The sequence below is a fragment of the Haliea atlantica genome (assembly GCF_054779855.1).
This window is the reverse complement of the sequence record NZ_BAAGXL010000003.1, coordinates 751,206-777,968: the sequence shown is the minus strand read 5'-3', so window position 1 is coordinate 777,968 and position 26,763 is coordinate 751,206. Positions and strand designations below refer to the sequence as shown.

28 protein-coding genes and 1 pseudogene are annotated in these 26,763 nt (G+C 66.0%); 16 read left to right on the top strand and 13 right to left on the bottom strand.

Going from position 1 to position 26,763, the window contains the following annotated elements:
* Positions 1-165 precede the first annotated feature (165 nt).
* The 7 genes from ACYVGS_RS03630 (at position 166) to ACYVGS_RS03600 (ending at position 6,402) form a co-directional block, all read left to right on the top strand.
* Positions 166-948 carry a DUF3348 family protein gene (locus ACYVGS_RS03630; protein ID WP_460587272.1) on the top strand — a complete coding sequence of 261 codons (783 nt, stop codon included), beginning with the start codon at positions 166-168 and terminating at the stop codon, positions 946-948.
* The gene (locus ACYVGS_RS03625) at positions 945-3,158 is read left to right on the top strand and encodes a coiled-coil domain-containing protein (protein ID WP_460587271.1); all 2,214 of its coding nucleotides are present in this window, start codon (positions 945-947) and stop codon (positions 3,156-3,158) included. Before ACYVGS_RS03630 ends, ACYVGS_RS03625 begins: the two co-directional genes overlap by 4 nt.
* The gene (locus ACYVGS_RS03620; protein ID WP_460587270.1) at positions 3,155-3,790 is read left to right on the top strand and encodes an OmpA family protein; all 636 of its coding nucleotides are present in this window, start codon (positions 3,155-3,157) and stop codon (positions 3,788-3,790) included. The genes ACYVGS_RS03625 and ACYVGS_RS03620 overlap by 4 nt, the downstream gene beginning before the upstream one ends.
* Positions 3,790-4,128: a DUF2894 domain-containing protein gene (locus tag ACYVGS_RS03615; RefSeq protein ID WP_460587269.1), complete on the top strand. Its 339-nt coding sequence runs from the start codon at positions 3,790-3,792 to the stop codon at positions 4,126-4,128. The genes ACYVGS_RS03620 and ACYVGS_RS03615 overlap by 1 nt, the downstream gene beginning before the upstream one ends.
* A 108-nt stretch (positions 4,129-4,236) precedes the next feature.
* Entirely contained in the window at positions 4,237-4,626 is a 390-nt protein-coding gene (locus tag ACYVGS_RS03610) for an ectoine synthase (RefSeq protein ID WP_460587268.1), read from the top strand.
* 90 nt (positions 4,627-4,716) lie between these two features.
* Positions 4,717-5,259 (top strand): GNAT family N-acetyltransferase, encoded by a 543-nt coding sequence (locus tag ACYVGS_RS03605; protein WP_460587267.1) that lies wholly within the window; start codon positions 4,717-4,719, stop codon positions 5,257-5,259.
* Between the two features lie 45 nt (positions 5,260-5,304).
* Positions 5,305-6,402 carry a histone deacetylase family protein gene (locus tag ACYVGS_RS03600; protein ID WP_460587266.1) on the top strand — a complete coding sequence of 366 codons (1,098 nt, stop codon included), beginning with the start codon at positions 5,305-5,307 and terminating at the stop codon, positions 6,400-6,402.
* A gap of 1,553 nt (positions 6,403-7,955) precedes the next feature.
* Here ACYVGS_RS03600 and ACYVGS_RS03595 read toward each other — a convergent pair.
* Positions 7,956-9,118, bottom strand: a protein-coding gene (locus tag ACYVGS_RS03595; RefSeq protein ID WP_460587265.1) for an IS3 family transposase whose coding sequence is annotated in 2 segments (ribosomal slippage) — positions 7,956-8,860 and positions 8,860-9,118 — 1,164 coding nt in all. Because the reading frame shifts where the segments join, the coding sequence is not laid out codon by codon here.
* A complete protein-coding gene (locus tag ACYVGS_RS03590; protein ID WP_460587264.1) occupies positions 9,066-9,503 on the bottom strand; it encodes a Cd(II)/Pb(II)-responsive transcriptional regulator in 438 nt (145 codons plus the stop codon). The genes ACYVGS_RS03595 and ACYVGS_RS03590 overlap by 53 nt, the downstream gene beginning before the upstream one ends.
* A gap of 225 nt (positions 9,504-9,728) precedes the next feature.
* On the opposite strand from ACYVGS_RS03590, the gene ACYVGS_RS03585 reads away from it, so the two are divergent.
* Entirely contained in the window at positions 9,729-10,487 is a 759-nt protein-coding gene (locus ACYVGS_RS03585; protein WP_460587263.1) for a cation diffusion facilitator family transporter, read from the top strand.
* A gap of 106 nt (positions 10,488-10,593) precedes the next feature.
* Here the strand turns inward: ACYVGS_RS03585 and ACYVGS_RS03580 are convergent.
* Together ACYVGS_RS03580 and ACYVGS_RS03575 are read right to left on the bottom strand one after the other, a co-directional pair.
* Positions 10,594-11,187: pseudogene (locus tag ACYVGS_RS03580) on the bottom strand (cation diffusion facilitator family transporter); the annotation flags it as partial.
* Between the two features lie 70 nt (positions 11,188-11,257).
* The gene (locus tag ACYVGS_RS03575) at positions 11,258-11,431 is read right to left on the bottom strand and encodes a hypothetical protein (protein ID WP_460587262.1); all 174 of its coding nucleotides are present in this window, start codon (positions 11,429-11,431) and stop codon (positions 11,258-11,260) included.
* A 352-nt stretch (positions 11,432-11,783) separates the two neighbouring features.
* Here ACYVGS_RS03575 and ACYVGS_RS03570 point away from each other — a divergent pair, with 352 nt between their 5' ends.
* On the top strand, positions 11,784-12,428 hold the full coding sequence (locus ACYVGS_RS03570) for a nuclear transport factor 2 family protein (protein WP_460587261.1): 645 nt from the start codon (positions 11,784-11,786) through the stop codon (positions 12,426-12,428).
* Positions 12,429-12,444: 16 nt separating this feature from the next.
* Here ACYVGS_RS03570 and ACYVGS_RS03565 read toward each other — a convergent pair whose 3' ends face one another.
* Both ACYVGS_RS03565 and ACYVGS_RS03560 read right to left on the bottom strand, forming a co-directional pair.
* Entirely contained in the window at positions 12,445-13,632 is a 1,188-nt protein-coding gene (locus ACYVGS_RS03565) for a thiolase domain-containing protein (RefSeq protein WP_460587260.1), read from the bottom strand.
* The gene (locus ACYVGS_RS03560; protein ID WP_460587259.1) at positions 13,632-14,081 is read right to left on the bottom strand and encodes a Zn-ribbon domain-containing OB-fold protein; all 450 of its coding nucleotides are present in this window, start codon (positions 14,079-14,081) and stop codon (positions 13,632-13,634) included. Before ACYVGS_RS03560 ends, ACYVGS_RS03565 begins: the two co-directional genes overlap by 1 nt.
* Before the next feature lie 195 nt (positions 14,082-14,276).
* On the opposite strand from ACYVGS_RS03560, the gene ACYVGS_RS03555 reads away from it, so the two are divergent.
* The gene (locus ACYVGS_RS03555) at positions 14,277-15,044 is read left to right on the top strand and encodes a Rossmann-fold NAD(P)-binding domain-containing protein (protein WP_460587258.1); all 768 of its coding nucleotides are present in this window, start codon (positions 14,277-14,279) and stop codon (positions 15,042-15,044) included.
* A 63-nt stretch (positions 15,045-15,107) separates the two neighbouring features.
* On the opposite strand, the gene ACYVGS_RS03550 is transcribed toward ACYVGS_RS03555, so the two are convergent.
* The 5 genes from ACYVGS_RS03550 to ACYVGS_RS03530 are packed head-to-tail and all read right to left on the bottom strand — an operon-like array spanning position 15,108 to position 19,171.
* A complete protein-coding gene (locus ACYVGS_RS03550) occupies positions 15,108-15,722 on the bottom strand; it encodes a PqiC family protein (protein WP_460587257.1) in 615 nt (204 codons plus the stop codon).
* A gap of 4 nt (positions 15,723-15,726) precedes the next feature.
* Positions 15,727-16,695, bottom strand: a complete 969-nt coding sequence (locus ACYVGS_RS03545) for an MlaD/PqiB family protein (protein ID WP_460587256.1) — start codon at positions 16,693-16,695, stop codon at positions 15,727-15,729.
* Positions 16,688-17,464 (bottom strand): ABC transporter ATP-binding protein, encoded by a 777-nt coding sequence (locus ACYVGS_RS03540; protein ID WP_460587255.1) that lies wholly within the window; start codon positions 17,462-17,464, stop codon positions 16,688-16,690. The genes ACYVGS_RS03545 and ACYVGS_RS03540 overlap by 8 nt, the downstream gene beginning before the upstream one ends.
* Entirely contained in the window at positions 17,461-18,603 is a 1,143-nt protein-coding gene (locus tag ACYVGS_RS03535) for an MlaE family ABC transporter permease (protein ID WP_460587254.1), read from the bottom strand. The genes ACYVGS_RS03540 and ACYVGS_RS03535 overlap by 4 nt, the downstream gene beginning before the upstream one ends.
* 49 nt (positions 18,604-18,652) lie before the next feature.
* Complete coding sequence (locus ACYVGS_RS03530; RefSeq protein ID WP_460587253.1) at positions 18,653-19,171, bottom strand: DUF3806 domain-containing protein; 519 nt, start codon at positions 19,169-19,171, stop codon at positions 18,653-18,655.
* 190 nt (positions 19,172-19,361) lie between these two features.
* Here ACYVGS_RS03530 and dapA point away from each other — a divergent pair, with 190 nt between their 5' ends.
* Both dapA and bamC read left to right on the top strand, forming a co-directional pair.
* The gene (gene dapA, locus ACYVGS_RS03525) at positions 19,362-20,234 is read left to right on the top strand and encodes a 4-hydroxy-tetrahydrodipicolinate synthase family protein (RefSeq protein ID WP_460587252.1); all 873 of its coding nucleotides are present in this window, start codon (positions 19,362-19,364) and stop codon (positions 20,232-20,234) included.
* Positions 20,234-21,286 carry an outer membrane protein assembly factor BamC gene (bamC, locus tag ACYVGS_RS03520; protein WP_460587251.1) on the top strand — a complete coding sequence of 351 codons (1,053 nt, stop codon included), beginning with the start codon at positions 20,234-20,236 and terminating at the stop codon, positions 21,284-21,286. The genes dapA and bamC overlap by 1 nt, the downstream gene beginning before the upstream one ends.
* A gap of 6 nt (positions 21,287-21,292) precedes the next feature.
* On the opposite strand, the gene ACYVGS_RS03515 is transcribed toward bamC, so the two are convergent.
* Entirely contained in the window at positions 21,293-21,784 is a 492-nt protein-coding gene (locus ACYVGS_RS03515; protein ID WP_460587250.1) for a hypothetical protein, read from the bottom strand.
* A gap of 95 nt (positions 21,785-21,879) precedes the next feature.
* On the opposite strand from ACYVGS_RS03515, the gene ACYVGS_RS03510 reads away from it, so the two are divergent.
* From ACYVGS_RS03510 to ACYVGS_RS03495, 4 genes are read left to right on the top strand one after another with little or no spacing between them, the layout of a single operon-like run.
* Positions 21,880-23,151, top strand: a complete 1,272-nt coding sequence (locus tag ACYVGS_RS03510) for a hypothetical protein (RefSeq protein ID WP_460587249.1) — start codon at positions 21,880-21,882, stop codon at positions 23,149-23,151.
* 5 nt (positions 23,152-23,156) lie between these two features.
* Positions 23,157-24,065, top strand: coding sequence for a hypothetical protein (locus ACYVGS_RS03505; protein WP_460587248.1), 909 nt, complete (start codon positions 23,157-23,159; stop codon positions 24,063-24,065).
* On the top strand, positions 24,065-24,856 hold the full coding sequence (locus tag ACYVGS_RS03500) for a class I SAM-dependent methyltransferase (protein WP_460587247.1): 792 nt from the start codon (positions 24,065-24,067) through the stop codon (positions 24,854-24,856). The genes ACYVGS_RS03505 and ACYVGS_RS03500 overlap by 1 nt, the downstream gene beginning before the upstream one ends.
* 20 nt (positions 24,857-24,876) lie before the next feature.
* The gene (locus ACYVGS_RS03495) at positions 24,877-25,650 is read left to right on the top strand and encodes an SDR family NAD(P)-dependent oxidoreductase (RefSeq protein WP_460587246.1); all 774 of its coding nucleotides are present in this window, start codon (positions 24,877-24,879) and stop codon (positions 25,648-25,650) included.
* Here the strand turns inward: ACYVGS_RS03495 and dapE are convergent.
* Positions 25,627-26,757, bottom strand: coding sequence for a succinyl-diaminopimelate desuccinylase (gene dapE / locus ACYVGS_RS03490; protein WP_460587245.1), 1,131 nt, complete (start codon positions 26,755-26,757; stop codon positions 25,627-25,629). The two genes, ACYVGS_RS03495 and dapE, sit on opposite strands and share 24 nt — an antisense overlap.
* Positions 26,758-26,763: the final 6 nt, after the last annotated feature.

The following is a 26,763-nucleotide window of genomic DNA, read 5'->3' as shown; positions in this document are numbered from 1 at the left end:
CCCCCGCCGAAACAGCGATAATGGGCGCCGACAAGGTAACCGCAGCGCTGTTTCACCCCGGCCTGGTCCGGGCTGATTGCCTGCCCCGCGTTTGCTGACGACTGGCGGGGCGCGTGCTTTCGCACGTCGCCCTGCGCCCGCATACAGCTATCACGACAGGATTTGATGCCCAAGGCCGCTACCCAAGCCCCGCCTGCGCCTGCGTCATTGGTCCAGGTACTCAGTGACCTCGGCCTGAACGCCCGACGTGCGCCGAAAAAGTCCTTTGCCGACCGTCTCGCGGAGCTGATCGACCTCTCCGGGGCGATCGATTTGTCGGAGTTCCTGCGCAGCCTGGGTCGCATCCCCGCGCAGGCACTCGAGGCGGATGAAGCCACGGATGGCCCCGGGGCCCTGCTCCAGGGCCGTCGCCGCGACATGCTGAGGACCATCAGTGACAGCTTTGCCCCAGCGCAGGGCGGTGAGCCCGCTCCCGCGGGCAGCTTTTTCCTGCCGTCTGCGAAACCCGCGACGCTGAAGGCGGACGCCGAAGCCTGGGCCCCCTATCAGCGCTTCTATTCACTGCAGCAGAGCGAGTTGGAGCGGCAAGTCACCTTGCTGCGGCGCGCCCTGCGCCAGCAACTGGCCGTGGCCGGCCCGGCGCTGGCGCAACTGGCGGCCCTGGATGCCACCCTCGAGGGCACCCTGGCCGACTACGCCCGCCGCGGCCTGGCAGTCCTGCCCGGCCTGCTGCAGAAGCGCTTTGTGACCCTGGCCGGTGAGCAGCGGGCGGCGGACGCGGCGGCGGGTCACAGCAGCGAGCCCGGCACCTGGCTGGAGGAGGGGGGGTGGCTGCAGCGGTTTCACCGGGATATGCAGCGGGTGCTGGTGGCGGAAGTCAGCCTGCGCCTGCAGCCGCTGCAGGGCATGCTGGATGCCCTGGAATCTGTAAAAGAGGATGCTCCATGACCAGACTGTTTTCCCTGCTGGCTTTCGCCATAGGCATCGCGGTGATTTTCTGGATGGCCCGGGCGGTCGCCCCGGGACACCTGCTGGCATCCGTGGTGATGCTGCTGATTGCCCTGGCTTACGCGGCGGGGGGCGCCGAACTCTGGGGCTATCAGCGCGCGACGGGAGCGCTGCGCCGCGCCGTGCTGCAGGCTCCCGGGGGCGATCAGGAGCGCTGGCTGGAGCAGCTGCCCGAGGCCCTGCGCCAGCCGGTGCAGCAGCGCCTGATCGGCGAGGGCGGCGGTTTGCCGGTGCCGGTCCTGACACCCTACCTGGTGGGACTGCTGGTCATGCTGGGCCTGATGGGCACCTTTGTCGGCATGGTCGAGACCCTCGGCGGTGCGGTGCGTGCCCTGGAGGGCAGCACGGAACTGAGCGCCATTCGCGCCGGTCTGGCAGCGCCCATCCAGGGTCTGGGCATGGCCTTCGGGACCTCGGTGGCGGGGGTCGCGGCCTCTGCCATGCTGGGTTTTATTGCCACCCTCAGCCGCCGCGAGCGGCTGGCGGCCTGCCGCGACCTGGACCGCCTGCGCGATGGCGCGTTCCGCGAGCAGTCCCTGCCGTACCAGCGCCAGCGCACCTACAGCGCCCTGCAGCAGCAGGCCGAGACCCTGCCCGCCCTGGTCGCCCAGCTGTCTGCCCTCGGCGAGCGCCTGGGCGCAATGGGGGAGCAGCTGGACAGTCGCGGTCGGCTCCTGGAGGAGCAGCTTCTGGCCCGGCAAGACGCCTTCCAGCAGCAGTTGCAGACCGAGTTCCGCACCCTCGGCGGGGATGTCGCCGGGGCCCTGCAGAGCAGCCTTGCCGAGAGTGGCCGCCAGGCGGGTGAAACCGTCAAACCGCTGGTGGCGGAACTGCTTTCCGCCTTGCAGCAGGACCTGCAAGAGCGACACAGCAAACTGGACGACAGCGCCCTGGCACGTCTGGAGGCGATGGACGCGGCGCTGCGGGAGAGCCGCGAGGTGGTAGCGGCGAGCTGGCAGCAGGGCCTGGAACAGCAGCAGGCGGGCAATCGCGCGCTGATGGCCTCGGTGGAGCAGACCCTGATGCGTGCGGCTGAACAGCTGGTCGAGACTGCCGTGGCCCGGGACGAGACCCTGGGCACGCTGAATCAGCAGTTGCTGGAGCAGCAGCGCGAACAAATGGCCGCGCAGCAGGCCGCCGAAGAGCGCTGGCAGCAGGCCGTGACGGATCGCAGTCAGGCATTGATGGACACCCTGCAGGCACAGCTGGCCGAGATGCGGGCCCTGGAGGAGAGCCGGAACGCGGCGGCGGCGCAGCAACTGGACGCGCTTGAGCGCAGTGCATCCGCGCGCCTGGAAGCCCTCCAGGGCGCGGCGACGGATCGGCTGGAGCAGCTGCAGACCACGACGGCGAAGCAACTCGCAGAACTGGGGCTCTCGCTGGAGGCGCCCCTGGCCGAGGTGGTTGCCGCCGCCGCGGAGGCTCCCCGTTCCGCAGCGCAGCTGATCGAATCCCTGCGCGTGGAAATGGCTGCCCATCTGGCCCGGGACAATGCCCTGCTGGAGGAGCGCCAGGCCGTGATGAAGGAGTTGTCCGCATTGATGGCTGCCCTGCACGACAGCCAGCGTGCCCAGCAGGAAGCACTCGATCAGCTCCTGACACACAGTGGCAATAGCCTCGAGAGCCTGTTGGCGCGCAGTGGCGAGCATCTACAGCAGTGGCTGGCACACAGCGGTGATAGTCTGACCCGGTTGAGCCAGCGGGTGGGCGAAGACCTGGAGCACAGCAGCGAGCGGGTCGGGGCCAGCCTGGACCAGTGCAGTCGCCAGCTGACCGAGAGCTTGGAGAACCTGGGCGGGCGTGTCGCCGATCATCTCGAACTGCGCGGTAGCGAGCTGGCCGGGCTGGGGGAGCAGCTGTCCACCAGCGCCCTGGACATGGCTGGCCTCGGCGATACCTTTGCCGCCGCGGTGGAGCAATTCAGCGACAGCAACCGCGAGCTGCTGGCGGCCCTGGCCAGCGTGGAGCAGAGCCTGGCGGAGAGCGGCGAGCGCAGCGATGAGCAGATGGCCTACTACGTGGCCCAGGCGCGGGAGATCATCGACCACAACCTGGTGTCCCAGCAGGCAATCCTGGGGCGCTTGGAGGACCTGTCGGAGCACGCGGCCGCGACGGTAGCCGACGTTCCGGCCGAGGCCGCAGAGGCATGAGCGGGGAGCTGGAGGACGGCCTGCAGGAGGGGCCGCCGATCTGGGCCATCTTTGGTGACCTGATGACCGGCCTGGTCGGCGTGTTCGTGTTGCTGTTGATCTGGACCCTGGGTTTCCAGCTGGAGCTGGCCAAGAGCCTGGAGCAGGCGGAGGCCCAGCGACAGGTGGAGCAGCAGCGCCGCCAGGTGCTGGAGCAGGCCCTGGCCGCGCCCCTGGCCAGCGGCCGGGTGACCCTGCGCGACGGCCGTATCGGCATCAGCGGCAGCGTGCTGTTTGACCTCAATTCCGACCAGTTGCAGGCCGAGGGACGCGAGCTGCTGGCCAGCCTGGTGGCGCCCCTGCAGCTCTACGTGGAAGAAAACGACCAGTTGTTGATGGTCAGCGGGTTTACCGATGACCTGCCGATTCAGCAGGGCAACCTGCAGTTCAGCGACAACTGGGAGCTCTCCGCCCAGCGGGCCCTCACCGTCACCCGCGCCCTGATCGAGGCCGGCATGCCCGCCGAGCGGGTATTCGCCGCGGCCTTCGGCGACCAGCAGCCTGTGGCCGGCAATCGCGATGAAGCCGGGCGCGCCCGCAATCGCCGGGTGGAAATGGCACCCGTGCCGCGGGTCAGCCAGGGGGCGGAGTGATGTCCGCCATCACTGATGAGCGCCAGCGCGCACCGTCCGCGGGCGCCCGGAGGCGGCGCCCGAGCCCCACTTTACAGGCCCTGCGGGGACTCCGCCGTGAATTGGGCGAGCCCCGGGAACTGCAGGCCCTGGGCCTGCTGCGGCAGCACCAGTGGCAGCGGGATATTGCCGACCGCATTGCCCGGGCCATCGACAGCGCCCCCGAAGACCCCGGGCCCTTGAATCCGCGGATGCTGGCAATTCGCTCACTCACTGCCATGGGGGAGCGCTCCCCCGAGTATCAGCGGCGCTTTGTGGCCTGGCTGGATACCCTGGTATGGCTGGAGGAGCAGGGTTAGCGCGGGTAGCTCCAGTAGCGGCAGGTGCCGCGCCGGCTTGCGGCCTGCATTTGAGTTAATCGGCTGGCTGTGGTCAGCTATAGGGTCAACCACCAACAGGAGAACACCATGAAAGTAGTGCGCCTCGACGATCTCAAGGGAACCGACCGGGAAGTGGTCAGCCCCGACGGCTGGACCAGCGTCCGTTTCCTGCTCAAGAGCGATGGCATGGGCTTCTCGTTTCACGAGACCACCTTCCCGCCGGGTCTCAAGTTCGACATGTGGTACAAGAACCACGTGGAAGCCGTTTACTGCTACAGCGGCAAGGGCATTCTCACCAACCGCGAGACCGGCGAAACCTTCGATATCGAGCCGGGTACCCTCTACGCCCTGGACAAGCACGACAAACATACCCTCGAGGCGATTGACGAGCTGAAACTCGTCTGCGCCTTCAACCCGCCGGTTTCCGGTCGCGAGATCCACGACGAGGACGGCGCCTACGTGGCCGATACCGACTGAGGATCACACGGCCCCGCGAGCGGCGCCGGCGGGGCACCGTCGGCGCTCCCTCGGGGCTTGACGGTCTTCGCTGGCGCAGGGAGTCAGGCTATGGTCTCCGCTACCGAGAGTTCCGACGGCCTTCGCATCAGGCCGGCGCGCAAATCCGACCTGGGGATTCTGGTCGATTTCATGGCCCGGCTGGCCATGCATGTGGCCGGGGGCGCGCCCCGCACACTCCGGCGGGCCGAGCGCAAGCGGCTGCGGGAGCTGCTGGCCGCTGCGCTGGAAGACCAGGACAGACTGGTCGTTGTTGCGGCGCTGCCCGAGGTGGGCCCCGTCGGCATGGCCTATATCTATGTCTGGCGCAGCCAGGGCATCTGGGAGCAGCTGGATGACCTGGAGCTGAAGTCCGGGGTCATCGACGATGTCTGGGTGGAGCCCGACTACCGCAAGCTGGGCATCTTCCGCGCCATGCTCGCGGAGCTGCTGGCCTTTGCCGAGCAGCACGACGTGCAGGAGTTGATTCTCGAATACTCGCTATCCAACCGGGAGGCCGAGGCCACCTGGAGCCGGCTCGGCTTTCAGCCGACGGGTGTACGCGCCGCCGCCTTTACCGCCAATGTGCGCAAGGCCATCTCGGCAGGGCAGTGAGGTCAATGGCGCGTTCGTCTTCACATCGACCGAGGGGGATCTCTGGTGATAGGTGATCGCAGCGTCGCGGTGTTTTATGACGAGCTCATGCTCGGCCACAATCCCGAAGTGGATTTTCCCTTTGTGCCCAGCCGCGTGGAAAAGCGTGTGCGCAGTATCCTGCAGGGCCTGGACTTCAAGTGGAGTTACCCCGAGCACCCCGGGCGGCTGACGGCGATTCGCGACGCGCTGACGGCCCAGCCCGTGCCGGGCGTTGAATTCCACAGCGGTGCGCCGGCAAGCTACGAGCAGCTGGGCCGGGTGCACGCTACCGCCTACCTCGACCAGATCTTTTCCCTGGCGGGCAAGCGAGCCTGGCTGGATCGCGATACCACCGCCGTGTCGCCGGACAGTGTCCAGGCGGCGAGCGCCGCTGCCGGCCAGGCCATCGCGGCGGTGGAGGCAGTCTGCAGCGGTGAATCGGACAGTGCCTTTGCCCTGGTGCGGCCCCCGGGCCACCACGCCGGCCCGCTGCGGGCCCAGGGCTTCTGCCTGTTCAACAACGTCGCGGTGGCGGCGGCCCACGCCCAGGCCCGTTTGGGTTGCGAACGGGTATTGATCGTGGACTGGGACGCCCATCACGGCAACGGCACCCAGGAGATCTTCTGGGCCGACCCCGACGTGCTGTTTTTCGACATTCACTGTGCCGCGCCCTTTTATCCCGGCTCCGGGCATCTCGAGGAGGTGGGCGCCGGCCTGGGAGAGGGCTACACGGTCAATGTGCCGATCCCGGAAACTGCCGGTGACCTGGCCTTCGAGAAGGCCTTCCGCGAGATTCTCCTCCCCGCGGCAGAGCGCTTCCAGCCGGACCTGGTGCTGGTCTCCGCCGGCTTTGACCCCCACCGCAACGACATGGCTCTCAACCTGACCTACGACGGTTTCAGAATGCTGACGCAGATCGTGCAGGGCATCGCCGACCAGCACTGCGACGGCCGCCTGGCCCTGGTGCTGGAGGGGGGCTATAACCTTTCCTCCCTGGCGCAGGGGGTGCATGCGGTGCTGGAAGTGCTCGCCGGCGGCGAGGCACCGGCACTGGCGGAGTGCGGCATCCGCGAGGTGGAAGCGGCCGCCAACTTTCATCGCGAGGCCTTCACCGACGATTGAGAGGTGCGCCCGGGAGTCGGGCGCTGGGTGACTGTGGGTCAGACGTAGAAGTCCAGTTCTTCCTGGGCCTTCAGCAGGTCGCGCATGCGGATGGGGTCGTCGCCGAAGAAAAACACCAGGCCCCAGTGGGTGCCGAAAGCGGCGCGGTCCGGCACTATTTCCTCCGTGGGTGCGGTCAACTCGTGCGACTCGAAGTAGGGGTGCTCGGTGGTCTCCGGCGGCATCTCCAGCTTGCTGACCACTCGGCGCCGGGGATACACACCAAAGCAGCCGGCGTAGCCTTTCGCGTCCACCACTTCCCGCGGGAAAAAGGCATCGACTTCCTCGCGGGTGCTCTTGGGATCAAAGACCAGCATGGAGGCCTGGTAGGGGCTGAAGCCGTAGGCGCGCTCAATCAACTCGAATGCCTTGAAGCCCGGGGGGCGATAGGCGATCTCGCCAAAATACATCTCGCCATCCGCGGTCACGAAATACTCGGGATGAATCAGCCCGAACTGGATATCGAAGGTCTTGATCAGCTTTTCGATCTGCCGCGTGATCGCGTCCCGCCAGCTTTCCAGTTCCTTGGTGGCGGGTACAAACACGGAATACCCCAGGGTCACGTATTCCGAGATGTTCAGGAACTTGATCTTGCCCTCGTGAATCCACGCCTCCACGGCGAACTCCCAGCCGTCGAGGTGGCTTTCCATCAGCAGCGGGTACTCCTCCGCGGGAATCTGGTCGATTTCCTCGATCTTGCGGATCATGCGGTGGCCCAGGCAGCCGGCCTTGTCGAAGGCCTTGACGTGAATCGGGTCATCCGGGTCGCCATCCAGTTTGAGCAGGGTCTGGTTGACGCGCTTCATGAAGCGGATGACATCTTCCTTCTCGTGCGCTTCCTCGAAGATGCCGACGCGGATCCCGCCGAGCTGGGCGCGCCGTTTCATCAGGGCCTTGTCCCGGAACAGGATGGACTGCCCGTACATGTGGGGTTTGTCGAGCAGCACGGAGTTGATGGCCCCGGACCATTCCACGGTTTCCTCGAACAGCGGCACGGCGACATCGACCCCTTCATTTTTCAGTATCCGGGCGATTTCCATGGAGCGGTCATTGAGCCGCAGGAAATCCCAGGGGATGAAAGGAATCTTGTTCGCCTCGCAAAAATCCCTGGCCCAGTCGGGCGCAACCACCACGTAGCGGCGATCAAAGGCCTNCCTGATTGCCAGCCCTGCGGGCTCGATCCTGAAATCCACATGAAATGACGAAGAACCATTATGTTTATAGTTGAGAGGCTCGCATGCGTTATCAATGGATTGATACATGCTGGGTGTGGAAGCTTTGAGACAAAATTGCCATTTTCCCCTCTCTATCAAAGGCAACCTGTCCTGGCGAGAAGGCAACAAAAAAATTCCCCGGTCGCGGGAAGCGCGGGAGATTTTTTGAATGCGCGTGTCAGCCGCTCGAAGCCGGAGTAGCCGATAAATTACGCAATATGCCGCACTGCTCCACTGTCCGACGGTTTGAGCAGCTGCGGCGCAGCATTCTGATCCTGCCCAGCAACAGTGGACACCGCATTAAGCGACATGTTGTGCCTCAAACGCTGCCGGGCTGATGAAGCCGTTGGCGCTGTGTCGGCGGGTTCGATTGTAGTCCACTTCAATGTACTCGAATACCGTCTGACGCATGGTCTCACGGGTCGGAAAACGCTCACCGTGAATGGCTTCCACCTTGAGCGAATGGAAGAAGCTCTCGGCACAGGCATTGTCATAGCAGTTGCCTTTGGCGCTCATGCTGCACAGCAAGTCATTTTCCCGGATCAGTTGCTGGTAAGCCCCTGAGCAATACTGGCTGCCTCTGTCACTATGAACGATAACCCCGGTAGGCCGGCGGCGGCGCCACAGCGCCATCTGAAGCGCATCGCAGGCAAGCTGCGCCGTCATGCGCTCCGACATGGCCCAGCCCACCACCAGGCGCGAGTATAGGTCAATAACGACGGCCAGGTAGAGCCAGCCCTCATCCGTCCAGAGGTAGGTGATATCGCCCACATACTTCTGGTTCGGGGCCGTTGCCGTGAAATCCTGCTGCAACAGGTTGGGAGCCACTGGCAGGTTGTGTTGCGAGTTCGTGGTTGCCTTGAATTTCTTCGCCGCTTTGGCCCGAAGTCCCTGCCTGCGCATACTCTCGGCAATGGTTTTCCGGTCATGCCGATGACCTGATTCAGCCAGGTCCAGCACCAGTCTGGGAGCGCCCGAACGGCCTTTGCGGTCCTCGAAGGCCTGCTTGACGGCGGCATCCAGACGATCCCGTTGCCGGCGGCGCGGTGACGGGTCATCCTGCTGCAACCGCCAGGCATAAAAGCCACTGCGCGACACGCCCAGCGTCCGACTCATGGCCAACACCTTGAAAACAGCCCGATGCTCTTCCATGAACACATACTTCACCTCAGGCTCTTGGCGAAGTATGTGGCCGCCTTTTTTACGATGGCCAGCTCCTCTTCCTGCTCGGCCAGCTTGCGCTTCAGCAGGGCTATTTCGGCGGCTTGGCTCTGCTCGAGATCACTCTGGCTCTGCCGTACACGCGCCTTGGCCCGCCATCCGTACAGCTGCGAGTCGTGGAGCCCGAGCTCCTTGGCCGCCTTGGCGATGCCGACCTTCTCGGCCAGCGCCAACGCTTCCTTCCGGAACTCAGGCGAGTGCTGCTTCCGGGTGGTTTTCTTGGATTCTGTCTGCTTGGTCATGGGTCACCTCTGTCGCGTAGTTTACTCGCTTAACAGGGTGTCCATCATTGGTGGGCAGGATCATTCCCAGTTGCTCGTTCAGTTTGGTGAGTTCCTGGATACGCGCCTCCACCTGCTCGATATGCTTATCCATCATCCGGTTCACGTCATCACATTGCGCACCGGGCGAACGGTTTAATGCCAACAACTGCCGAATCTCCGGCAAACTGAGATCCAGGCTGCGACATTGCTTGATAAACAGCAGTTGCTCAACGGCAGCTTCATCGTACAGGCGAAAATTGCCTTCACTGCGTTCTGCAGAGGCAATCAAATGTTCCTTTTCATAATGCCGGATGGTTTGCACGGAGCAGTCAGTCACTTTCGACAGTTCGCCGATTTTCATCATCTCTCAATATTCCGATTGACTCTATAGTTGCTATAGAGTTTATAGTGACCGTCCGTACATCCACAAGGGCTTTATTCGATGTCTGACCCGTGCAGTGACGGCTGCCAGAGCGCGAAGGTTGCCAATGCCCCCACCTCTGGGATAGCGAATACTGATACGGCTTTTCAACATGGCTATGTCAGTGACTACCGAGTACCAAAAATGGACTGCCCGTCGGAGGAGGGGATGATCCGCATTGCCCTGGACAGTATTGAGCCCCGCGTTTTACTGGAGTTCGATACACCGAATCGGAAAGTGCGTGTTTTCCATGGTGACAATGGGGCTACCATCGAGGAAAGGATGCGCTCCCTGGGGCTGGGTGCCACGCTCGAAAAAACCACCCCGGTGGGGGAAGAGGATCTAGTCCTGGCCAGGGAGAAGGAAGAGGCAACCGCCCAGGTCGAAGCCGGTATACTGAAGTGGTTGCTGGCCATCAACGGCGTTATGTTCGTGGTTGAACTGACAGTAGGCTGGCTGGCGCAATCCACTGGCTTGATCGCGGATTCTTTGGACATGTTTGCTGATGCCGCCGTCTACGGCGTGGCACTATATGCCGTTGGACACAGTGTGCGGATGAAGCTGCGCGCGGCGCATTTGTCAGGCTGGCTTCAGTTGATTCTGGCGCTGGGGGTCCTGGCTGAAGTCGGGCGGCGATTTGTCTTCGGCAGCGAACCCGTATCCGCGTTAATGATGGGTTTTGGTTTTGTGGCTCTGGCGGCCAACGTCTGGTGTCTGGTGCTCATCGCAAGAAACCGGCATGGCGGCGCGCACATGAAAGCAAGTTGGATCTTTTCCGCTAACGATGTCATCGCCAATTCGGGGGTTATCCTCGCCGGTGTATTGGTCGCCTGGACGGGTTCCCGTTATCCTGACTTGGTCATTGGTCTGATCATCGGGCTGATTGTGTTGAATGGCGCCCGGCGTATTCTGCAACTGCGCTATTAGTCTCTGGTCCTTTCTCGCTGCTCGGATTCATGTCGGCAGAATTCCGCGCCTGGGCGGCCTATTGAAATAGTCTTCACTCTCGCCGACGCTTGCGGAGAACACTCTCTCAACCATGCCCATAGGTGTGGGCATCCTTGTGCACGTGGTCTGGGTGTTCGAATTCCAGTGTCGAATGACTGATATTGAATTCCTGCGCCAGAGCCTGTTTTATCCTGTACTTGATATTCTCAAGCTGATCCCATGCACTTTCCTCGATAATCACATGAGCCTCCAGCGAGGCATCGTGTTCGCCCATCTGCCAAAAATGCACGTGGTGAAGGTCGACAACGCCTTCGATGTTGGATAAGGCAATAATGACGGCATCGGTATCGATATCCACCGGGCTGCCCAGCATGAGTGTTCTGATGGTACCGCCGATTTCTGTCAGACCCAGGTAGAGAATGTAGCCCGCGATGCCGATGGTGATGGCAGGATCAACCCAGCGCATGTCGTAGAGTAAAATAAGGGTCCCGCCAATGACCACGGCGACCGACGCCAGTGCATCCGACAGATTGTGAAGAAACAGTGCACGGATGTTGATGCTGTCTTTTTGCATCGAATAGGTGAGTAACGCCGTCAAAGCATCAACTGCCAGGGCGATACCACCCAGCCAGACGACCCACCAGCCCTTTACCACTGGAGGATCGATGATCCGCATGCCACCTTCGTAAACNTCACCTCTGTCGCGTAGTTTACTCGCTTAACAGGGTGTCCATCATTGGTGGGCAGGATCACTGTGCTGCCTTGACCGCATTGAGGCTCCAGCCAAGCAGGGCGATGTAGCCCTTGTCGGGGTCCTTGGGCTTTTCTGTTCCCCGGGTCGAACCCAGGCTGGGATCCACCCAGGACGCGAGTTCGGGTGAAAGCGGTGCATCCGCAGACATCTTGTCTGGGCTGTTCGACATGTTTCCTCCTCCTTCGGATTCTCCGGCCATCGGGTGGCCCGAAATCCGCCCTGTGCTCTGTCAGCACAGTGTGGATGTTGGTTGTGGTCGACAGCGCGATGATTGCGAAGGGAACGCCTGGCCCGGGGCCGCGTTCCGGCAGAGCGGAGAGTGGACACCTTGTCGACCTGGTTACCGTCAAGGCTTGAACGGGCGGCCCGTGACCGCCCATCGCGCCCTGCCTGGGTAACCGCGTTCGCGCGGTGGCTTGTACAGACAGTATAGTCGAAGCCTCAGCACTTGCCCGTTGAGCAGGAAAGGCCCGCGGTCGACAACTGGTGCTGTGACAGATAACGCTAACGATGAGGTCATCATGGATATCAACGACGAGGTCGCCCAACTGCGTGCGCAGGTTCGCAGGCTAACGGACATCGAGGACATCAAGCAGCTGACTGCCGGCTATATGCAGGCCATGCACGATGCGCGCTGGGAAGATGCTGTCGACTGCTTTTCCGAGCGCGCCAGCTATGACCATGGTCCGCTGGGTGAGCTGGCGGACAAGGCGTCAATCCGCCAGTTCTATACCGAGTTCATGGATGCCTTCGAAAAGGCCGGTGGCTGGGCCTTTGACATTCTTTCGAACCCGGTCATTACCGTGACGGGCGACGCCGCGGAGGCGCGCTGGTTCCTGCTCACCCTGTTGATTGACCCGGATACCCGGCAGCCGGCATGGAATGTGGCGACACTGGAATATACCTATACCCGTGAAGCCGATGGCTGGAAGTTCCTGCACAACCGCTGCGTGTCCGAGCACCAGATGGTCAGCTATGCGAAGGGTTTGGGCGCGCAGGGCCAAAGTCGCGTGACCAGTTTTACCGAAGCCGAACAGTCGGACCTTCCGGTGAATTTCGAGCGCATTCGTGCCGCCGGGGGGAAGCAGGCACCGGGCAAGCTGACGCGGTCTATCCGGGGGTGGACAGTGCCGACTCAGGAGCCCGGGTCCCAGGCAGTGGAGTAGCTGCGCTCCACTGCCCCTAGCGCTTGACGATCACCGAGCTGCCGTGGCCAAACAGGCCCTGGTTGGCGGTAATGCCGACCCTGGCGCCCTCGACCTGGCGGTCGCCGCACTCGCCGCGCAGCTGCCAGGTCAGTTCGCAGACCTGGGCCAGGGCCTGGGCGGGTACCGCTTCGCCGAAGCAGGCCAGACCGCCGGAGGGGTTGACCGGGATCTTGCCGCCCACGGCGGTGTCGCCGCGGCGCAGCAGCTGGGCCGCCTCGCCCCGCGGGGCCAGTTGCAGGTCTTCGATCCAGTCCAGCTCCAGGGCGGTGGAGAGGTCGTAGACCTCAGCCACGTCGACGTCCTCGGGGCCGATGCCGGCTTCCTCGTAGGCCTTCACCGGCAGGGAGGCGCGGAAGCTGTGGGCGTCGATACCCGCGGCGGCCGCGGAGTCGGTGGCGATGTCGGGCATCTCCACCACGGCGCTGGCAAAGCTCGGGGTCACAGTGGAGATCGCCGCGACGCGGGGGGCATCGCCCTTGCCGATGCGTTTGGCGTAGTCCAGGCTGCAGACGATCAGGGCCGCGCCGCCATCACTGGTGGCGCAGATGTCCATCAGGCGCAGGGGGTCGGCGACCATCGCCGAGGCGGCCACGTCTTCCGCGCTGAAACACTTGCGGTAACGGGCGCGGGGATTCTTGCTGCCGATGGCGGCGTTCTTCACCTTCACCGCGGCAAAGTCCTCCAGGGTGTCGCCGTAGACATCCATGCGGCGGCGCGCGTAGAGGGCGAAGTAGGTGGGGTTGGTGATGCCCAGGTAGAAGCGCACCCAGTCCGGGTCTTCCGGGCGGTAGCCACCGGCCGGGGCCAGGAAGCCTTTGGGGGTGGTGTCGGCACCGACCACCAGGGCCACCTCGCACTCGCCGGCGAGGATCTTATTGCGCGCCGCGGCCAGGGCCTGGGAGCCGGAGGCGCAGGCGGCGTAGGAGGTGTTTACCTCACAGCCCTGCCAGCCGAGGGCCTGGGCGAAGGTGGCACCGGCGACATAGCCGGGGTAGCCGCAGCGCACGGTGGCGCCGCCGGAGACGTAGCCCACGTCCCGCCAGGGAATGCCGGCGTCCGCCAGGGCTTCCCGGGCGGCGGCTACGCCGTACTCGACGAAATTGCGCCCCCACTTGCCCCAGGGGTGCATGCCGGCGCCGATAATCGCGACTTCACCACTCATCAGCCTTGTCCTCCATTGTCGGTTACCGGGCGCCATTTCCAGGTCACCTTGGTGTCTTCGTCGGTCTCGTGCAGGGTCTCCAGCACCAGCTCCATTTCCATGCCCACTTTCAGGTCTTCCACGCCGACACCCTTGACCACCTGGCCGAGGACCGTCATGCGCTCTTTTTCCAGCTCCACCGCGGCGATGGCGTAGGGCTCGAAGGGCTCCTCTGCCACGAAGGGGGCCGGCGGCTTGTAGCAGGCATTGGTGTAGCTCCAGATGCGGCCGCGGGGGCTCAGCAGGGCCTCCTGGAATTCGGTGCTGTCGCAGTCCGGGTTCTTGCAGTAGTGGTCCTGCTTGGGGAAGAAATAGGTGCCGCAGCCACAGCACTGGCTGCCGATCAGCTGCGGGGTATCGCTCAGGGTGAACCAGCCTTCGATGGCCGGCTGCACGGGCTTGCTGCTCATGGGAGTACTCCGGAGGGATTTGATGCGCTGCTCAGGGTACTATCGCGCCCCGGACGGGGCAAGAAGTGGGCCCGGGGGCGCCGGGGGCGGTTCAGCTAGTTGTGCCTGCGGACGCTTATCCCAGGTTCCCGGCACCTTGCGCGCGGGTCTGTAGCAGAATAGACCTATCGCAATCCATTACGAGAGGAACAGAGCATGGCGTGTTACGCAATGACCGGGGGTGCCACGGGGATCGGTGCCGCCTTGCGCGAACAACTGGTCGCGGATGGCCACCAGCTGATTTCGGTCGACATCAAGGCGGGCGACGTGATTGCCGACCTGTCCACCCCGGAGGGCCGCGAAGCGGCAGTGGCCGGTGTGCGCGAGCGGGCACCGGAAGCCGGGTTGGATGGCCTGATTGTCTGCGCCGGTTTGCCGCCGGTGGCGCCCCTGGCGAAGATTGCCGCGGTCAACTACTTCGGCGCCGTGGCGGTGGCCGAGGGCCTGAAGGACCTGGTGGCGAAGCGCCGCGGTACGGTATTGCTGGTCTCCTCCAATTCCGCGCCGATGATGCCCGCCGAAACGCCCTTCGTGCAGGCCTGCCTGGGCGGCGACGAGGCCGAGGCGATTCGCGCCCTGGAAGAAGCCAACCACGGCCAGGTGGGTTACGCCGGCTCCAAGCGGGCGCTGACCATGTGGATGCGCCGCAACGTGGTGGACTGGGCCAAGGCCGGGGTGCGCCTCAACGCCGTGGCACCGGGCATTACCCAGACGCCGCTGATGCAGGAAGTGATGTCCAATGCCGAATACAAGGAGGCGATGACCCAGTTCGCCGATACGGTGCCCTGGGGTGGTACCGCCGAGCCGGCGCAGATCGCCAGCGTGATGCGCTTCATGCTGAGTGAGGATGCCGGCTTTGTCTGCGGCGCGGTGTTCTTCGTGGATGGCGGCTCCGACGCCATGCTGCGCCCCGACAGCTTCTGAGTACTCCCCCTCTGGCCCGGGCATGGGCCCAGGTCAGAGTCGTAAGGGGCGGGGCCTGGCGCCTCAGCCCGGTTCAGTCTCCGCGCGGCGAATTGCCGAGGCGATCTCCTCGGTCAGGGACTGCAGCAGGCTGCTGTAGGCGGCGGCTGCCGCCCCGGCCTCCCAGCGCCACCCCGGCAGTGGCTGGCTGAGGCGGCTGATGCGCCGCGCCAGCTCGCGGTCTTCCCGCGGCCGGTGCAGGCGCCACTCCGCCGTCAACACCGCCGTGCCGTCGCGCACATCCAGCTCCAGAATCCACAGCTGTACCGCGACCGCCGGTTCCTGGCTGCGCAGCCAGGGATGGGGGCGCAGGTCCTGGGTGCCCAGGGCCGCCGCCAGGTTGAGGCCGAGCACCCGTGGAATGCCGTCCTGCAGCGGCTCCCCCCAGCGCTCCAGCCGCGCCACATGCAGCCGGTTGCCCTCGCCACTGTAGACCAGGGCACTGCGGTTGAGATACTCGGGGACGCTGACCGGCCCGATACCCACGGGCAGCTGGCTGTCGGTCGCGCCGCTGGGCGGGGCGCTGGCGTGCAGCAGGTAGTAGTTGTGGCTGGGCGAGCTGCCGCAGCCGCCCAGCCCCAGCAGGCCGGCGAACAGGGCCAGCGCCAGGGGCCAGCGGATGGCGCGAATGCGAGTCATGGGCTTACTCCTGCTTGCCCCGCAACAGGGCCTCGGGTTGTTCTTCCAGGGTGCGCGCCAGGCTCTGCAGGGCACGCCCCGCCTGGGTCAGCTCGCGCAGGGCCTGGTTCAGCTGCCAGGTGGTGGCGGAATCCTCGCCCACCAGGCCGTCGATTTGCTGCATGGCCTGACCGAATTCGCCCGCCGCCTGTTCCAGGCTGCCCAGGCTCTCGTCGAAGCGCTGGAACAGGCGCGGCAATTCGGCGCGGCTGTCGGCGACCAGGCCGGCACTGTTTTCCAGCAGGCTGTCCAGCTGCGGCCCGGCCGCCTGAACGGTGTGGTTCAGGGCCTCGCTGGTCTGCTTCAGCGAGGCCAGCGTGGTGCGCAGCTCGCCGGGCAGTGCATGCACATCCTCCTGCTGCACCAGGGCCTTCAGGCCCTGGGCGATTTCCTGCACATCGTTGGCCATGGCGGCGATATCCAGGGATTCGATCTGCCGCGTGAAGCGCTCCAGGCCGGTGGGGATGGTGGGGATCTGGCGGCGGTCGCTGTCGATATCCGCAAGCTGCACCGCCGTGTCCGGGTGAAAATCCAGCTGTACATAGAGCAGCCCGGTGAGCAGGCTTTGCAGGTTGAGCTGGGCGCGCAGGCCGCGGGCGATCAACTCGTCGATCAGCTCGCTGGAGGCGCCGCCGAGACCGATGCCCTGGATGCGCTCGCTGGAGACACTGGCCTCCACCACCATGATCAGTTTCATGGTCTCCTCGTCGAGTACCAGGTTGATACCGGTGACCTCGCCGATCTCCACGCCGCGCAGGGCCACCGGGGCACCGATGGTCAGCCCCTTGACCGAGCCGTCGAAGACCATCACCACCTGCTGCCGCTGACCGGGCAGGCCCGAGCCGAGGACAAACAGCAGGGTGACCACTGCGATCAGCAGGGCACCGACGATAAAGCCGCCGATGGCGACGCTGTGGGCATTCTCTTCATTCACCGTGGGTGTCTCCCGCAGGGGCCAGCTCGCGTGAGAGGAATTGTCGCACGACTGGCTGCTCGCTGTGATCCCGGAGCCAGCGCGGGTCGCCACCGGCAATCCGGGTGCGGCTGGCGGCATCCAGATAGACCGAGTTGGTGGCGATGGCGAAGATGCTGTCGAGCTCGTGGGTGACCATGACCACGGTGGCGCCGAGGGATTCCTTGAGTTGCAGGATCAGTTCATCCAGCAGGCGCGAGCTGATCGGGTCCAGGCCCGCAGAAGGCTCGTCGAAGAACAGGATCTCCGGGTCCAGGGCGATGGCCCGGGCCAGGGCGCCGCGCTTGCGCATGCCGCCGCTGATCTGTGCCGGCAGATAGTCCTGGTAGCCGCCCAGGCCCACCAGCGACAGCTTGTAGTCGACGATGTCGCGGATCTCGCCCGCGCTGTAACGGGTGTAGAGCTGCAGGGGCAGGGCGATGTTCTGCCCCAGGGTCATGGCACTGAACAGGCCGCCGGACTGGTAGGTAATACCCCAGCGCCGACGCATGGCCGCGCGCCGATCCTGGCTGGCCCGGACAAAACTCTCGCCGCTGTAGAGGATGTCGCCGCTGGCGGGGCGCAGCAGGCCCAGCAGGTGCCGGAGCAGGGTGCTCTTGCCACAGCCGGAGCCACCCATGATGACGAAGATGTCCCCCCGCTCGACGCGGAAGTCGAGGTCGCGCTGGATGACATTGCTGCCGAAGGCCATGCACAGCCCCTGGACTTCGATGACGGCCGGCTCGCTCACCAGAACTCCACGTGCTGGAAGAAGATATTGATGGCCGCGTCGGCCACGATCAGGTAGATCAGTGCGGTGACCACGGCCTCGGTGGCCGCCTGGCCCACGGCCGCCGAGCTGCGCCCGGAATACAGGCCCGAGCGGCAGCCGGCGATGGCGATCAGCACCGCGAAGATCACCGACTTCACCAGCCCCACGGTAATGTGGGACACGGCGATGGCCTCCTGCGCCTGGCTGATGTACTGCAGCATGGAAATGCCCAGGCCCCCCGAGACGATGGCGCCGCCGAGCATGCCCAGCAGGTTGGCATAGATCACCAGCAGCGGCATCATCACCACCAGGGCCAGCAGGCGCGGCAGCACCAGGAATTCCACCGGCGACACCCCGAGGGTGGTGATGGCGTCGATCTCGTCGTTGGTTTGCATGGTGCCCAGCTGCGCGGCGTAGGCGGCGCCGGTGCGGCCGGCCATGACCACGGCGGTCATCAGCACGCCCATTTCCCGCAGCATGCCGATCACCACCAGGTCGGCCACGTAGACCCCGGCGCCGAATTGCTGCAGCTGCACCGCGCCCAGGTAGGCCAGGATCATGCCCACCAGGACACTGGTCAGGCTGATGATGGCGAAGGCGTTGGGGCCGGCCTGGTAGCAGAAGTGGCGGAAATCCGCCCAGCGGGTATTGGCCCGGCCGGCGCACAGGCGCGCCAGGCCGATGCAGATGTCCCCGAAGAAGCCCAGGGATTCGCGCAGGTCGCCGCGCACCGCGCGCAGGACCCGCAGGGGGTTGCCGGCCTGCCACCAGTGCTGCTGGCGGCGGGCGGGAGGCTGGTGCGGGGCAACGCTGGTCGCGACCGCCAGCAGCTGTCGCGCGTTGGCCGGCAGGCCGTGGGTGTCGAGATCGATCTCGCGCTCGCGGCAGTAGTTGTGGCATTGCAGCAGAAAGGCCATCAGCAGGGAGTCCCAGTCGCCCAGGTCATCAGCCTGTAGCTGCAACTGCGAGAGCTCGCGGCCCGCGAGCTGGTCCCGCAGGGCGCCGAAACCCGGGACCGTCTGGCCCTGTACCCAGTCGCCGGCGAGCTGCAGGGCGATGGCGCCCTCGCCTTCCCCCGCAACTGCCTCGATTGCAAAGCTGGGTGCGTTCCCCGTCATCCCCGTCGCCACTGGCCCCTGTGGAGCCAGTGTACGTCGCCGGGCCGGTTCACTGGAAGGGCAGGGGAGGCAGCTCGCTGCGGATCTCGTCGACGGCGCTGGCGTAGATGACCGCCACCGGTGTCTGGTCGCCGGCTTCCCGGCGGCGCGAGATCATGGTCATCGGGAACAGGTAGAGATCGCTGTCGCGGTAGCGCAGGGCGCGGCTGCGTCCCACCGGATCCTCGTAGAGTACCCAGTGCATGTCCAGCTCCTTCGCCAGCAGCTCCCCCAGTATGACGCCCATGGCCTGCAGTTCGCGCTTCTGGTCAGCCTTCACCAGGTCCCGGTCGAGGAGGCGCTGCAGCAGGTCCAGGTCGCGGTCGGTCTCGCCGCTGAAGCCGGTCCCGAGGTGGCGCCGGGCCAGGCTTTCCAGGCTCTCCCGCTGTGCCTGCATGAACTGGCGGTCGAGGGCGGTGAGCTCGCCGATCTGCGGGGGTTCCTGTGCCCAGCCCGGCGAGGCCAGGGTCAGGGCGAGAAGGATCCAGCCGAGGCGTGCGAGCCAGGTCTGTGCCGTGCCGGTAATCATCGTTCCTGTCCTCCCTGTTGTTTCCATTCACGCTTGCGCCGGTGGCGCGCGGCAGCTCCTGAGACTGCTGGAGCGGCCAGCGGTTCATTTTACGCCACTGTGGTTGTGTTCCGGGTCATGGCGTGGATAATTGCCGGTTTCCCCGACGGTGCCACTGCGGCGCCCCGCCCAGCGTTACTCTGGAGTAGTTATGATCACCGGCAGCATTGTCGCGCTTGTCACGCCCATGCATCCCGACGGCAGTCTCGACTGGGACAGCCTGGACCGGATCCTGGACATGCACATCGCCGCGGGCACCGCCGCCATCGGCGCCGTGGGCACTACCGGCGAGAGCGCCACCCTCAGTGTCCCCGAACACCTCGAGGTGATCCGCCACTGCGTGCGCCAGGTCAACGGCCGCATTCCGGTGATCGCCGGCACCGGTGCCAACTCCACCCGCGAGGCCATCGAGCTGACCCGGGTCGCCGCCGCCAACGGGGCAGACGCCTGTCTGCTGGTGACACCCTACTACAACCGCCCCTCCCAGCGTGGCCTCTACGAGCACTTCCGCGCGGTGGCCGAAGCGGTGGATATTCCCCAGGTTCTCTACAACGTGCCCGGCCGCACCGCCGTGGACATGGACAATGACACGGTGGTGCGCCTGGCGGAGCTGCCCAATGTGGTCGGTCTCAAGGACGCCACCGGCGACCTGTCCCGGGTGGCTGATCTGAAGGCCCGCTGCCCCGACGACTTTGCGCTCTATTCGGGGGACGATGCCACGGCCATGGAGCTGATCCTGCAGGGCGGTCAGGGCAACATCTCGGTGACCGCCAACATCGCTCCACGCCAGGAGGCGGAGCTCTGCCGCCTGGCTCTGGCGGGCGATCGCGCCGGCGCCACTCGTATCAACGACCGGCTGGCGGCGCTCAATCGCGCGCTGTTCCTCGAGGCCAATCCGATTCCGGTAAAGTGGGCCATGCAGCAGCGCGGCTTGATCGAGTCCGGTATTCGGTTACCCTTGACGCCTCTGGAAGAGCGCTATCACGCTCAGGTGCTCGAAGCGATGGAGGCGGCCGGAATTTGATGAATACCCCCAGGATGGTTCCACGACTGCTGCTGGTGACGGCGGCCCTGCTGGCGAGCCCCGGTTGCAGTTACCTGCTCGGCGATGACGGCCTGTTTCCCGATACCTCACAGGACTACCGCAAGGCGCGGGAGATGCCCGAGCTTGAGGTGCCCGAGGACACGAGCCGGGAGGCGTTGCAGCAGGCCTACCCGGTGCCCGAGGTGGCCATGGGCAGCGGGCTCGCCGGCGAGTTCGAGGTGCCGCGGCCGTCGCCCCTGAGTGCCACGGCGACCCAGGATGCGGTGCGGATCCAGTCCCTCGGCGAGGAGAGCTGGGCCCTGGTCAGTATCGGCCCGGGGCAGTTGTGGCCCCAGGTGCGCGCCTTCCTGGCCTCGGCGGGCATTGCCGTGGTTCGCGCCGACGCCGAGGCCGGCCTGATCGAAACCGGCTGGATCGAGCTGGAGGGGCAGCCGATGGCCTCGCGCTTCCGCTTCCGGATCGAGCAGGGGGTACAGCGGGGCAGCAGTGAACTCCACGTGCTGCAGATGCACCAGGCTGGCGACACCTCACAGTGGCCGGCGACCTCGAACGACCTGGGGCAGGAAGGCGAGATGCTGCGCTCGGTGGCCCAGTATGTGGCGAACAGTGCCGACTCCTCCCCCGTCTCCATGATGGCCGACCGTGCGATGAGCTCCCAGGGGCGCATCGCCCTGCGCGAGGGCCCGGGCGGGGACCGCTATCTCGACCTGGGCCTGCCCTTTGATCGCGCCTGGGCCTCGGTGGGCAAGGCCCTGGAGGATGCCCGCTTCGAGATTACCGACCGCGACCGCAGCGCCGGCCGCTACTATGTTCGCTATCTCGGCAGCGAGGCCGAGGAAGAGAGCGGCTGGTTTGCCAGTCTCTTCGGCGGCGATGACGAGGACCCTTTGCTGGGTCGCGACCTGCTGCTGTCGCTGCGCGAAGAGGGCGGGTCGCAGGTCAGCATCCGTCTCGAAGCCCAGGCCGAACCGGCCCTGCAGGAGCGCGAGGAGCGGGAGCTGCTGTCCCTGCTCCAGGGCAATATCAACTGATACGCCTCAGCCCCCGCAGTGGCGGGGCAGCCTGAGGCGCTCGAGCCCGGCCAGGGCCCCGGTCGGGGGGCAGCGCAACGCCGGGTTGCCGCGCAGGTCGAGCACCGCCAGCTGTTCCAGCGGGTAGAGTGGCGCGGCGTCCTCGACGCGGTTGTTCTCCAGAGACAGCTCGCTCAGTGATTCCAGCATCCCCAGTTCTTCGATCTGGCGCAGCGCGTTGTGCGCCAGGTTGAGCCGCCGCAGGCCCGGGAACTGGCCCAGCCCCTGCACGGAGGCGACTCCCGCGCTGGGGCAATCCAGGACCTCCAGGGCGGCGGCGCTGCTGATGCGCTGGCTCTCGATGGCGTCCTGCAGGCAGCGACGCAGGGCCGGGTCCCTGGCGCGGATCTCCGTCAGCAGCGGTCGCGGGGTATACACCACGCGCTCGTTGACGGTGACATCGTACTGTTGGCAGCCGCTGCCAAGCAGAATGCCGGCCAGGATCAGAATTCGGCGCATGTGTTTCCTCCCTTGCCCCCGCGGGCCCGCCATGGTGCCCGCCACTCCGGGCCCCTATAATGCTAGCGGCTACGCTCGACGCTGGCGAGGTAAAGATGACCCGGAATGACAGTGCCGTAAGCATCGTGCAGCGCGGCAATCTCAAGGCCTTGGAGGGTGCCCTGCGTAAACAGTGGCGCCTGGGCCAGAACATCGTGCTGTGCTGGAGCGCCGACTCGCGCGGCGTACTGGTCATCATGGTGCCGCACTATTTTCTCGGCAACTACTGCGCCCGGCGCGAGGGGGGCGAGGGCGCCGACAACGAGGCCTTCGTCCGCCAGCTGGTCTCCGGCGAGCGGCGCAAGACCCGCGAGGAGCTGTTTGCGGTGGCCGAGCGCCTGGATGTGGCGCCGGGTTTCATCAAGCTGGACGCGCCGCTGTCGGAGGAGCCCGCGGTGCTGGCGGGGGTGGAGCAGCTGATCAAGCGCTACGGTATCAGCTTTGTCGCCGACCGCTCCGTCCTGTTGTTCGATATCGCCGAGTTTTCCCTGTTTACCCCCTTCGAGCAGGCCAGTCAGCTCAACAGCCTGTCCTATTCCCTCAACTCCGCCTACAACAAGTTGCAGGCCAGTGGCATCGTGGTCAACTTTGCCCGCACCACCACCGGTGACGGCTACTACGTCTGGAACCGCGACCTGGGGCCGGCGGCCAACCGCGACCTGTTCTGTTTCATGCTGCTGGTGATCGCCGACAACGCGGTCGCCAGGGCGGCTTCCAGCGGGCACACCGTGCCGGTCATCCGCAGCGCCTTTCACAACGGCAGTCACTACGAGCTCTACCAGGCGGAGGGGGTCAACCCCACGGTCCTCAGCTACATTGTCGGTGACGTGACCATCGAGCTGGCGCGGATGGTGGACCTGGCCCGTCCCAGCCAGATCTTCGTGGGCAACTTTCAGACCCGCCTGCCGGGGCCCCTGGGCGAGCTGGTCTACTCCCCGGCCTTTGTGCGCGAGGTGGACGCCAGCCTCAAGCGCCTGCGCGGGGTGCAGTTGGCCGGGCAGGTGATCGAGTCCATGCACTGCCGCCTGACCGGTTCCGCCGATCCCGGGGATCGCCGGGCCGCCCAGCGCTTCCTGATCACCGACAAGCACGGCCTGTCGCGACACGCCTACAACCTGGAGCTGTCGATCACCCTGCAGGGTGGCAGGACCTTGCGCCTGGGGCTGGACCGGGAGTTCCTGACCGACGCCGTGACCACCGGCAAGCACGCAATGTGTGACACAGGTCCCGACAGCGAGGGAAGTCCGCGTGATAGCATGCGCGGAGACCAGGTCCTGGTGATGTTGTCGGACCGGCGCAGGGCGCGGATATCCCGCGCGGAGGAGTGACAGGCTTGTACCAGAACAGGGAAAGGCGCCGGGATGTCACCGGCTACGTCGACCTGACCGATACCGGGGCCCTGGTTTCCGCGCTACAGGCTATCCTGGTGGAGCGCTATCCCGGGGTCGACTGGTCGGTGCTGCGGGTACTGGGTGAACTGTTCGATGCGCTCTACCAGGGCGAGCACCCGGATTACCTGGGCTGCGAGGCGAGTTACCACGACGCCGGCCATGTCCGCGATGTCACCCTGGCCTTCGCCCGCCTGCTCGCCGGGCGCGAGCTGCGCTGGCCCGATTTTTCTGTCGGACCGCGCCTGGCACTGGCGGGGGTGGCCGCGGCCTTCCTGCACGATGCCGGCTACCTGCGCCGTCGCGGCGATCGCCGGGTGTCCACGGGCGCGGCCTACACCCGCTGCCATGTCAGTCGCGGTGCGCGCTTGGCTCGAGCGGTGCTGCCGACAATCGGCTTGGGCGATCTCGCCCCGCTGAGTGCCCGCCTCATCCACTTCACCAATTGCGCGGTGCCCCCGGCCAGCCTGCGGGTCGCCGATGAAAGCGAGCGCGCGGTCGGGGCGCTGCTGGGCAGCGCCGATCTGCTGGCGCAGATGGCGGAGCCGGATTACCTCGATCGCTGCTACTACTACCTCTACGACGAGTTCGAAGCCAGCGGCCTGGCCGGCAGCGACGCGCGGCCGCCCGCGGGGATGCGACCCTACCGCTCCCGGGACGACCTGTTGCAGCGCACCCCGGATTTTATCTATCACCTGGCCGGGCCCCGCCTGGATCAGGATTTCGCGGGCTCCTATCACTACGCCAGTGTGTTTTTCGGTGGCCCCAACCCCTACCTCGACGCGATTGTCGCCAATTGCGATGAGCTGGCCCGTCGCGCCGGCGATCGCGGCGCCTCTGCTGCCAGCGCCTGATGTCCCGGGCAGTTGCCGTACAGGCGCTCGACGCCGCAGCAGACGCGTCCGCGGGCGAACTGGCAGCCAGACTGTCCCTTCCCCTGCTGGCGCCGGGTGAGCCCGTTCCCACCGGCCTGCTCGCCGTGCTCCAGGTCGGATCGGGCGGCCTGGCGCTGCAACCCGCGGGCCCCCGGGCCTCCGGGCCGGTGTGCGTGGATTTTTCGGCACCGGCCCTGCGCCACCGTCGGCGCGGCGGTCAGAACGAACTGCTGGGGCGGGCCCTGGGTGTCGGCAAGCGCCCGGCCATGCGGGTACTCGATGCCACGGCGGGTCTGGCGCGGGATGCAGCGGTGCTGGCGGACCTGGGCTGCGAGGTGCTACTGGCCGAGCGCGAGCCGCTGGTCGCGGCCCTGTTGGCGGCGGGCCTGGAACAGGGCGCGCTCGCCGATGACGCCTGGGTGCGCGGCCTGGTGGCGCGCCTGCAGCTGCACCGGGGCGACGCCCGCAGCCTGCCGCCGGCGGCCCTGGCCGAGTTGGATGCCATCTACCTCGACCCGATGTTTCCCGAGCGGCGCAAGTCGGCGGCCGTGCGCAAGGAAATGGCCCTCCTGCAGCAACTGCTGGAGGGGGATGCCGCGGCGGACGCGGGCGAGGGGCTTCTCGACTGGGCCCTGGCGTCGCCGGTGGCGCGGGTTGTGGTCAAGCGCCCCCTGCGGGCGCCCTTCCTAGACGGCCGCGAGCCCTCCCACAGCCTGCGCGGCAAGGCGGTGCGTTTTGATGTGCATGTGTTACGCTCCCTGACCCCGTGAGACAGGCCGGAGACCGAAGCATGAGCATACCCTACCGAATCGCCCTGGTGACCGGCGCCAGCGCCGGTATTGGCGAGGCCTTCTGTCACCAGCTTGCGCCCCGCTGCGAGAAGATCATTGCCGTGGCCCGTCGCGCCGGCCGCCTCGAGGCCCTGGCGGCGGAGCTGGCCAGCGAGACCGAACTGGTGCCGCTGGTGGCAGACCTGACCACCGTGGAGGGGGTGACCCGCGTGCTGGAGGCCCTGCGTCAGCAGGGGCCGGTGGATACCCTGGTCAACAATGCCGGTTTTTCCACCTTCGGGCCCTTTGCCGAGAGCGACATCGATCGCGAGCTGGCCCTGCTGCGCTTGCACCTGGATGCCAGCCTGGAGTTGAGCCACGCGGCACTGCCGTTCATGCGCGAGGCGGGCGGTGGGCGGATCATCAACCTGGGTTCCGTGGGCGCCCTGATCAACATGCCGAGCACCGCGGTCTACGGCGCTGCCAAGGCTTTCCTGCTGCAGTTCTCCCAGTCCCTGCAGGCGGAGGTCGCGGAGGACGGTATCGCGGTCCAGTGCCTCTGTCCCGGCCTCACCCACACCGAGATACACGGTCAGCCGGACATGGCCGGCTTCGACAAGTCGCGCTTGCCGGAAACGCTGTGGATGCAGCCAGCCGAGGTGGTGGCGGCGAGCCTGGCGGCACTGGAGCAGCCGGGAGCGCCGGTGGTCGTGGTCCCCGGCGCGGTCAACCGGGAAATGCTGGGCGGTGCCGTCGAGACCCTGGCCGCCTCAATCCAGCAGCAGGTGTTCTAGCAGGCCCCGATAGATGCGCGACAGTCGCGGCAGGTCGTCCGCCAGCACGCATTCGTTGCGCTTGTGGATGGTGGCATTGACCGGCCCCAGTTCCAGCACCTGGGCCCCGGTCGGGGCGATGAAGCGCCCATCCGAGGTGCCCCCCGCTGTCGACAACTCGGTCTCCAGGCCAGTCTCCGCCCGGATGCTGGCCACCGCGGCCTCCACCAGGTTCCCGGCGGCGGTGAGGAAGGGTTCTCCGCTGAGCTGCCAGTCGATCGTATAGTCCAGGCCGTGGGCGTCGAGGATGGCCTCGGTGCGCTCCCGCAGTCGGGCCGCGGTGACCTCGGTGGAAAAGCGGAAGTTGAACACCACCGTCAGCTCCCCGGGGATCACGTTGGTGGCGCCGGTGCCGCCCTGGATGTTGGAGATCTGCAGGCTGGTGGGCGGGAAGAAGGCATTGCCCCGGTCCCAGACCTGGCTGGTCAGGGCGTGCAGGGCCGGCAGGGCACGGTGAATCGGATTGTCCGCGAGGTGGGGGTAGGCGATATGCCCCTGCACCCCGCGCACGGTCAGGGTGGCCCCGAGTGAGCCGCGCCGGCCGTTCTTGACCACATCCCCCAGCTGCTGCGTGCTGGAGGGCTCTCCCACCAGGCACCAGTCGATCTGTTCGCCCTGCTGCTGCAGGTACTCCACCACGCGCACGGTACCGTCCTTGGCCGGGCCTTCCTCATCCGAGGTGATCAGGAAGCCGATGCGCCCGCTGTGGTCCGGGTTGGCGGCGACAAAGGCTTCGCAGGCGGTGATCATCGCCGCCAGGCTGCCCTTCATGTCCGCGGCGCCGCGCCCGTAGAGGTAGCCCTCGCGCAGGGTCGGTTCAAAGGGCGGCGAGTCCCAGGCCTCCAGGGGGCCGGTGGGTACCACGTCGGTGTGACCGGCGAAGACCAGCAGCGGGCCGCTGTCCCCGCGCACGGCCCAGAAGTTCTCTACCTCGCCGAAGGGCAGCGGCGTGCAGACAAAACCGATTGCCGCCAGGCGTTGCATCATCAGCGCCTGGCAGCCGGCATCCTCGGGTGTCACCGAGGCGCGCCGGATCAGTTCGCGACAGAGGTCCAGGGTATCGTCCACGGGGCG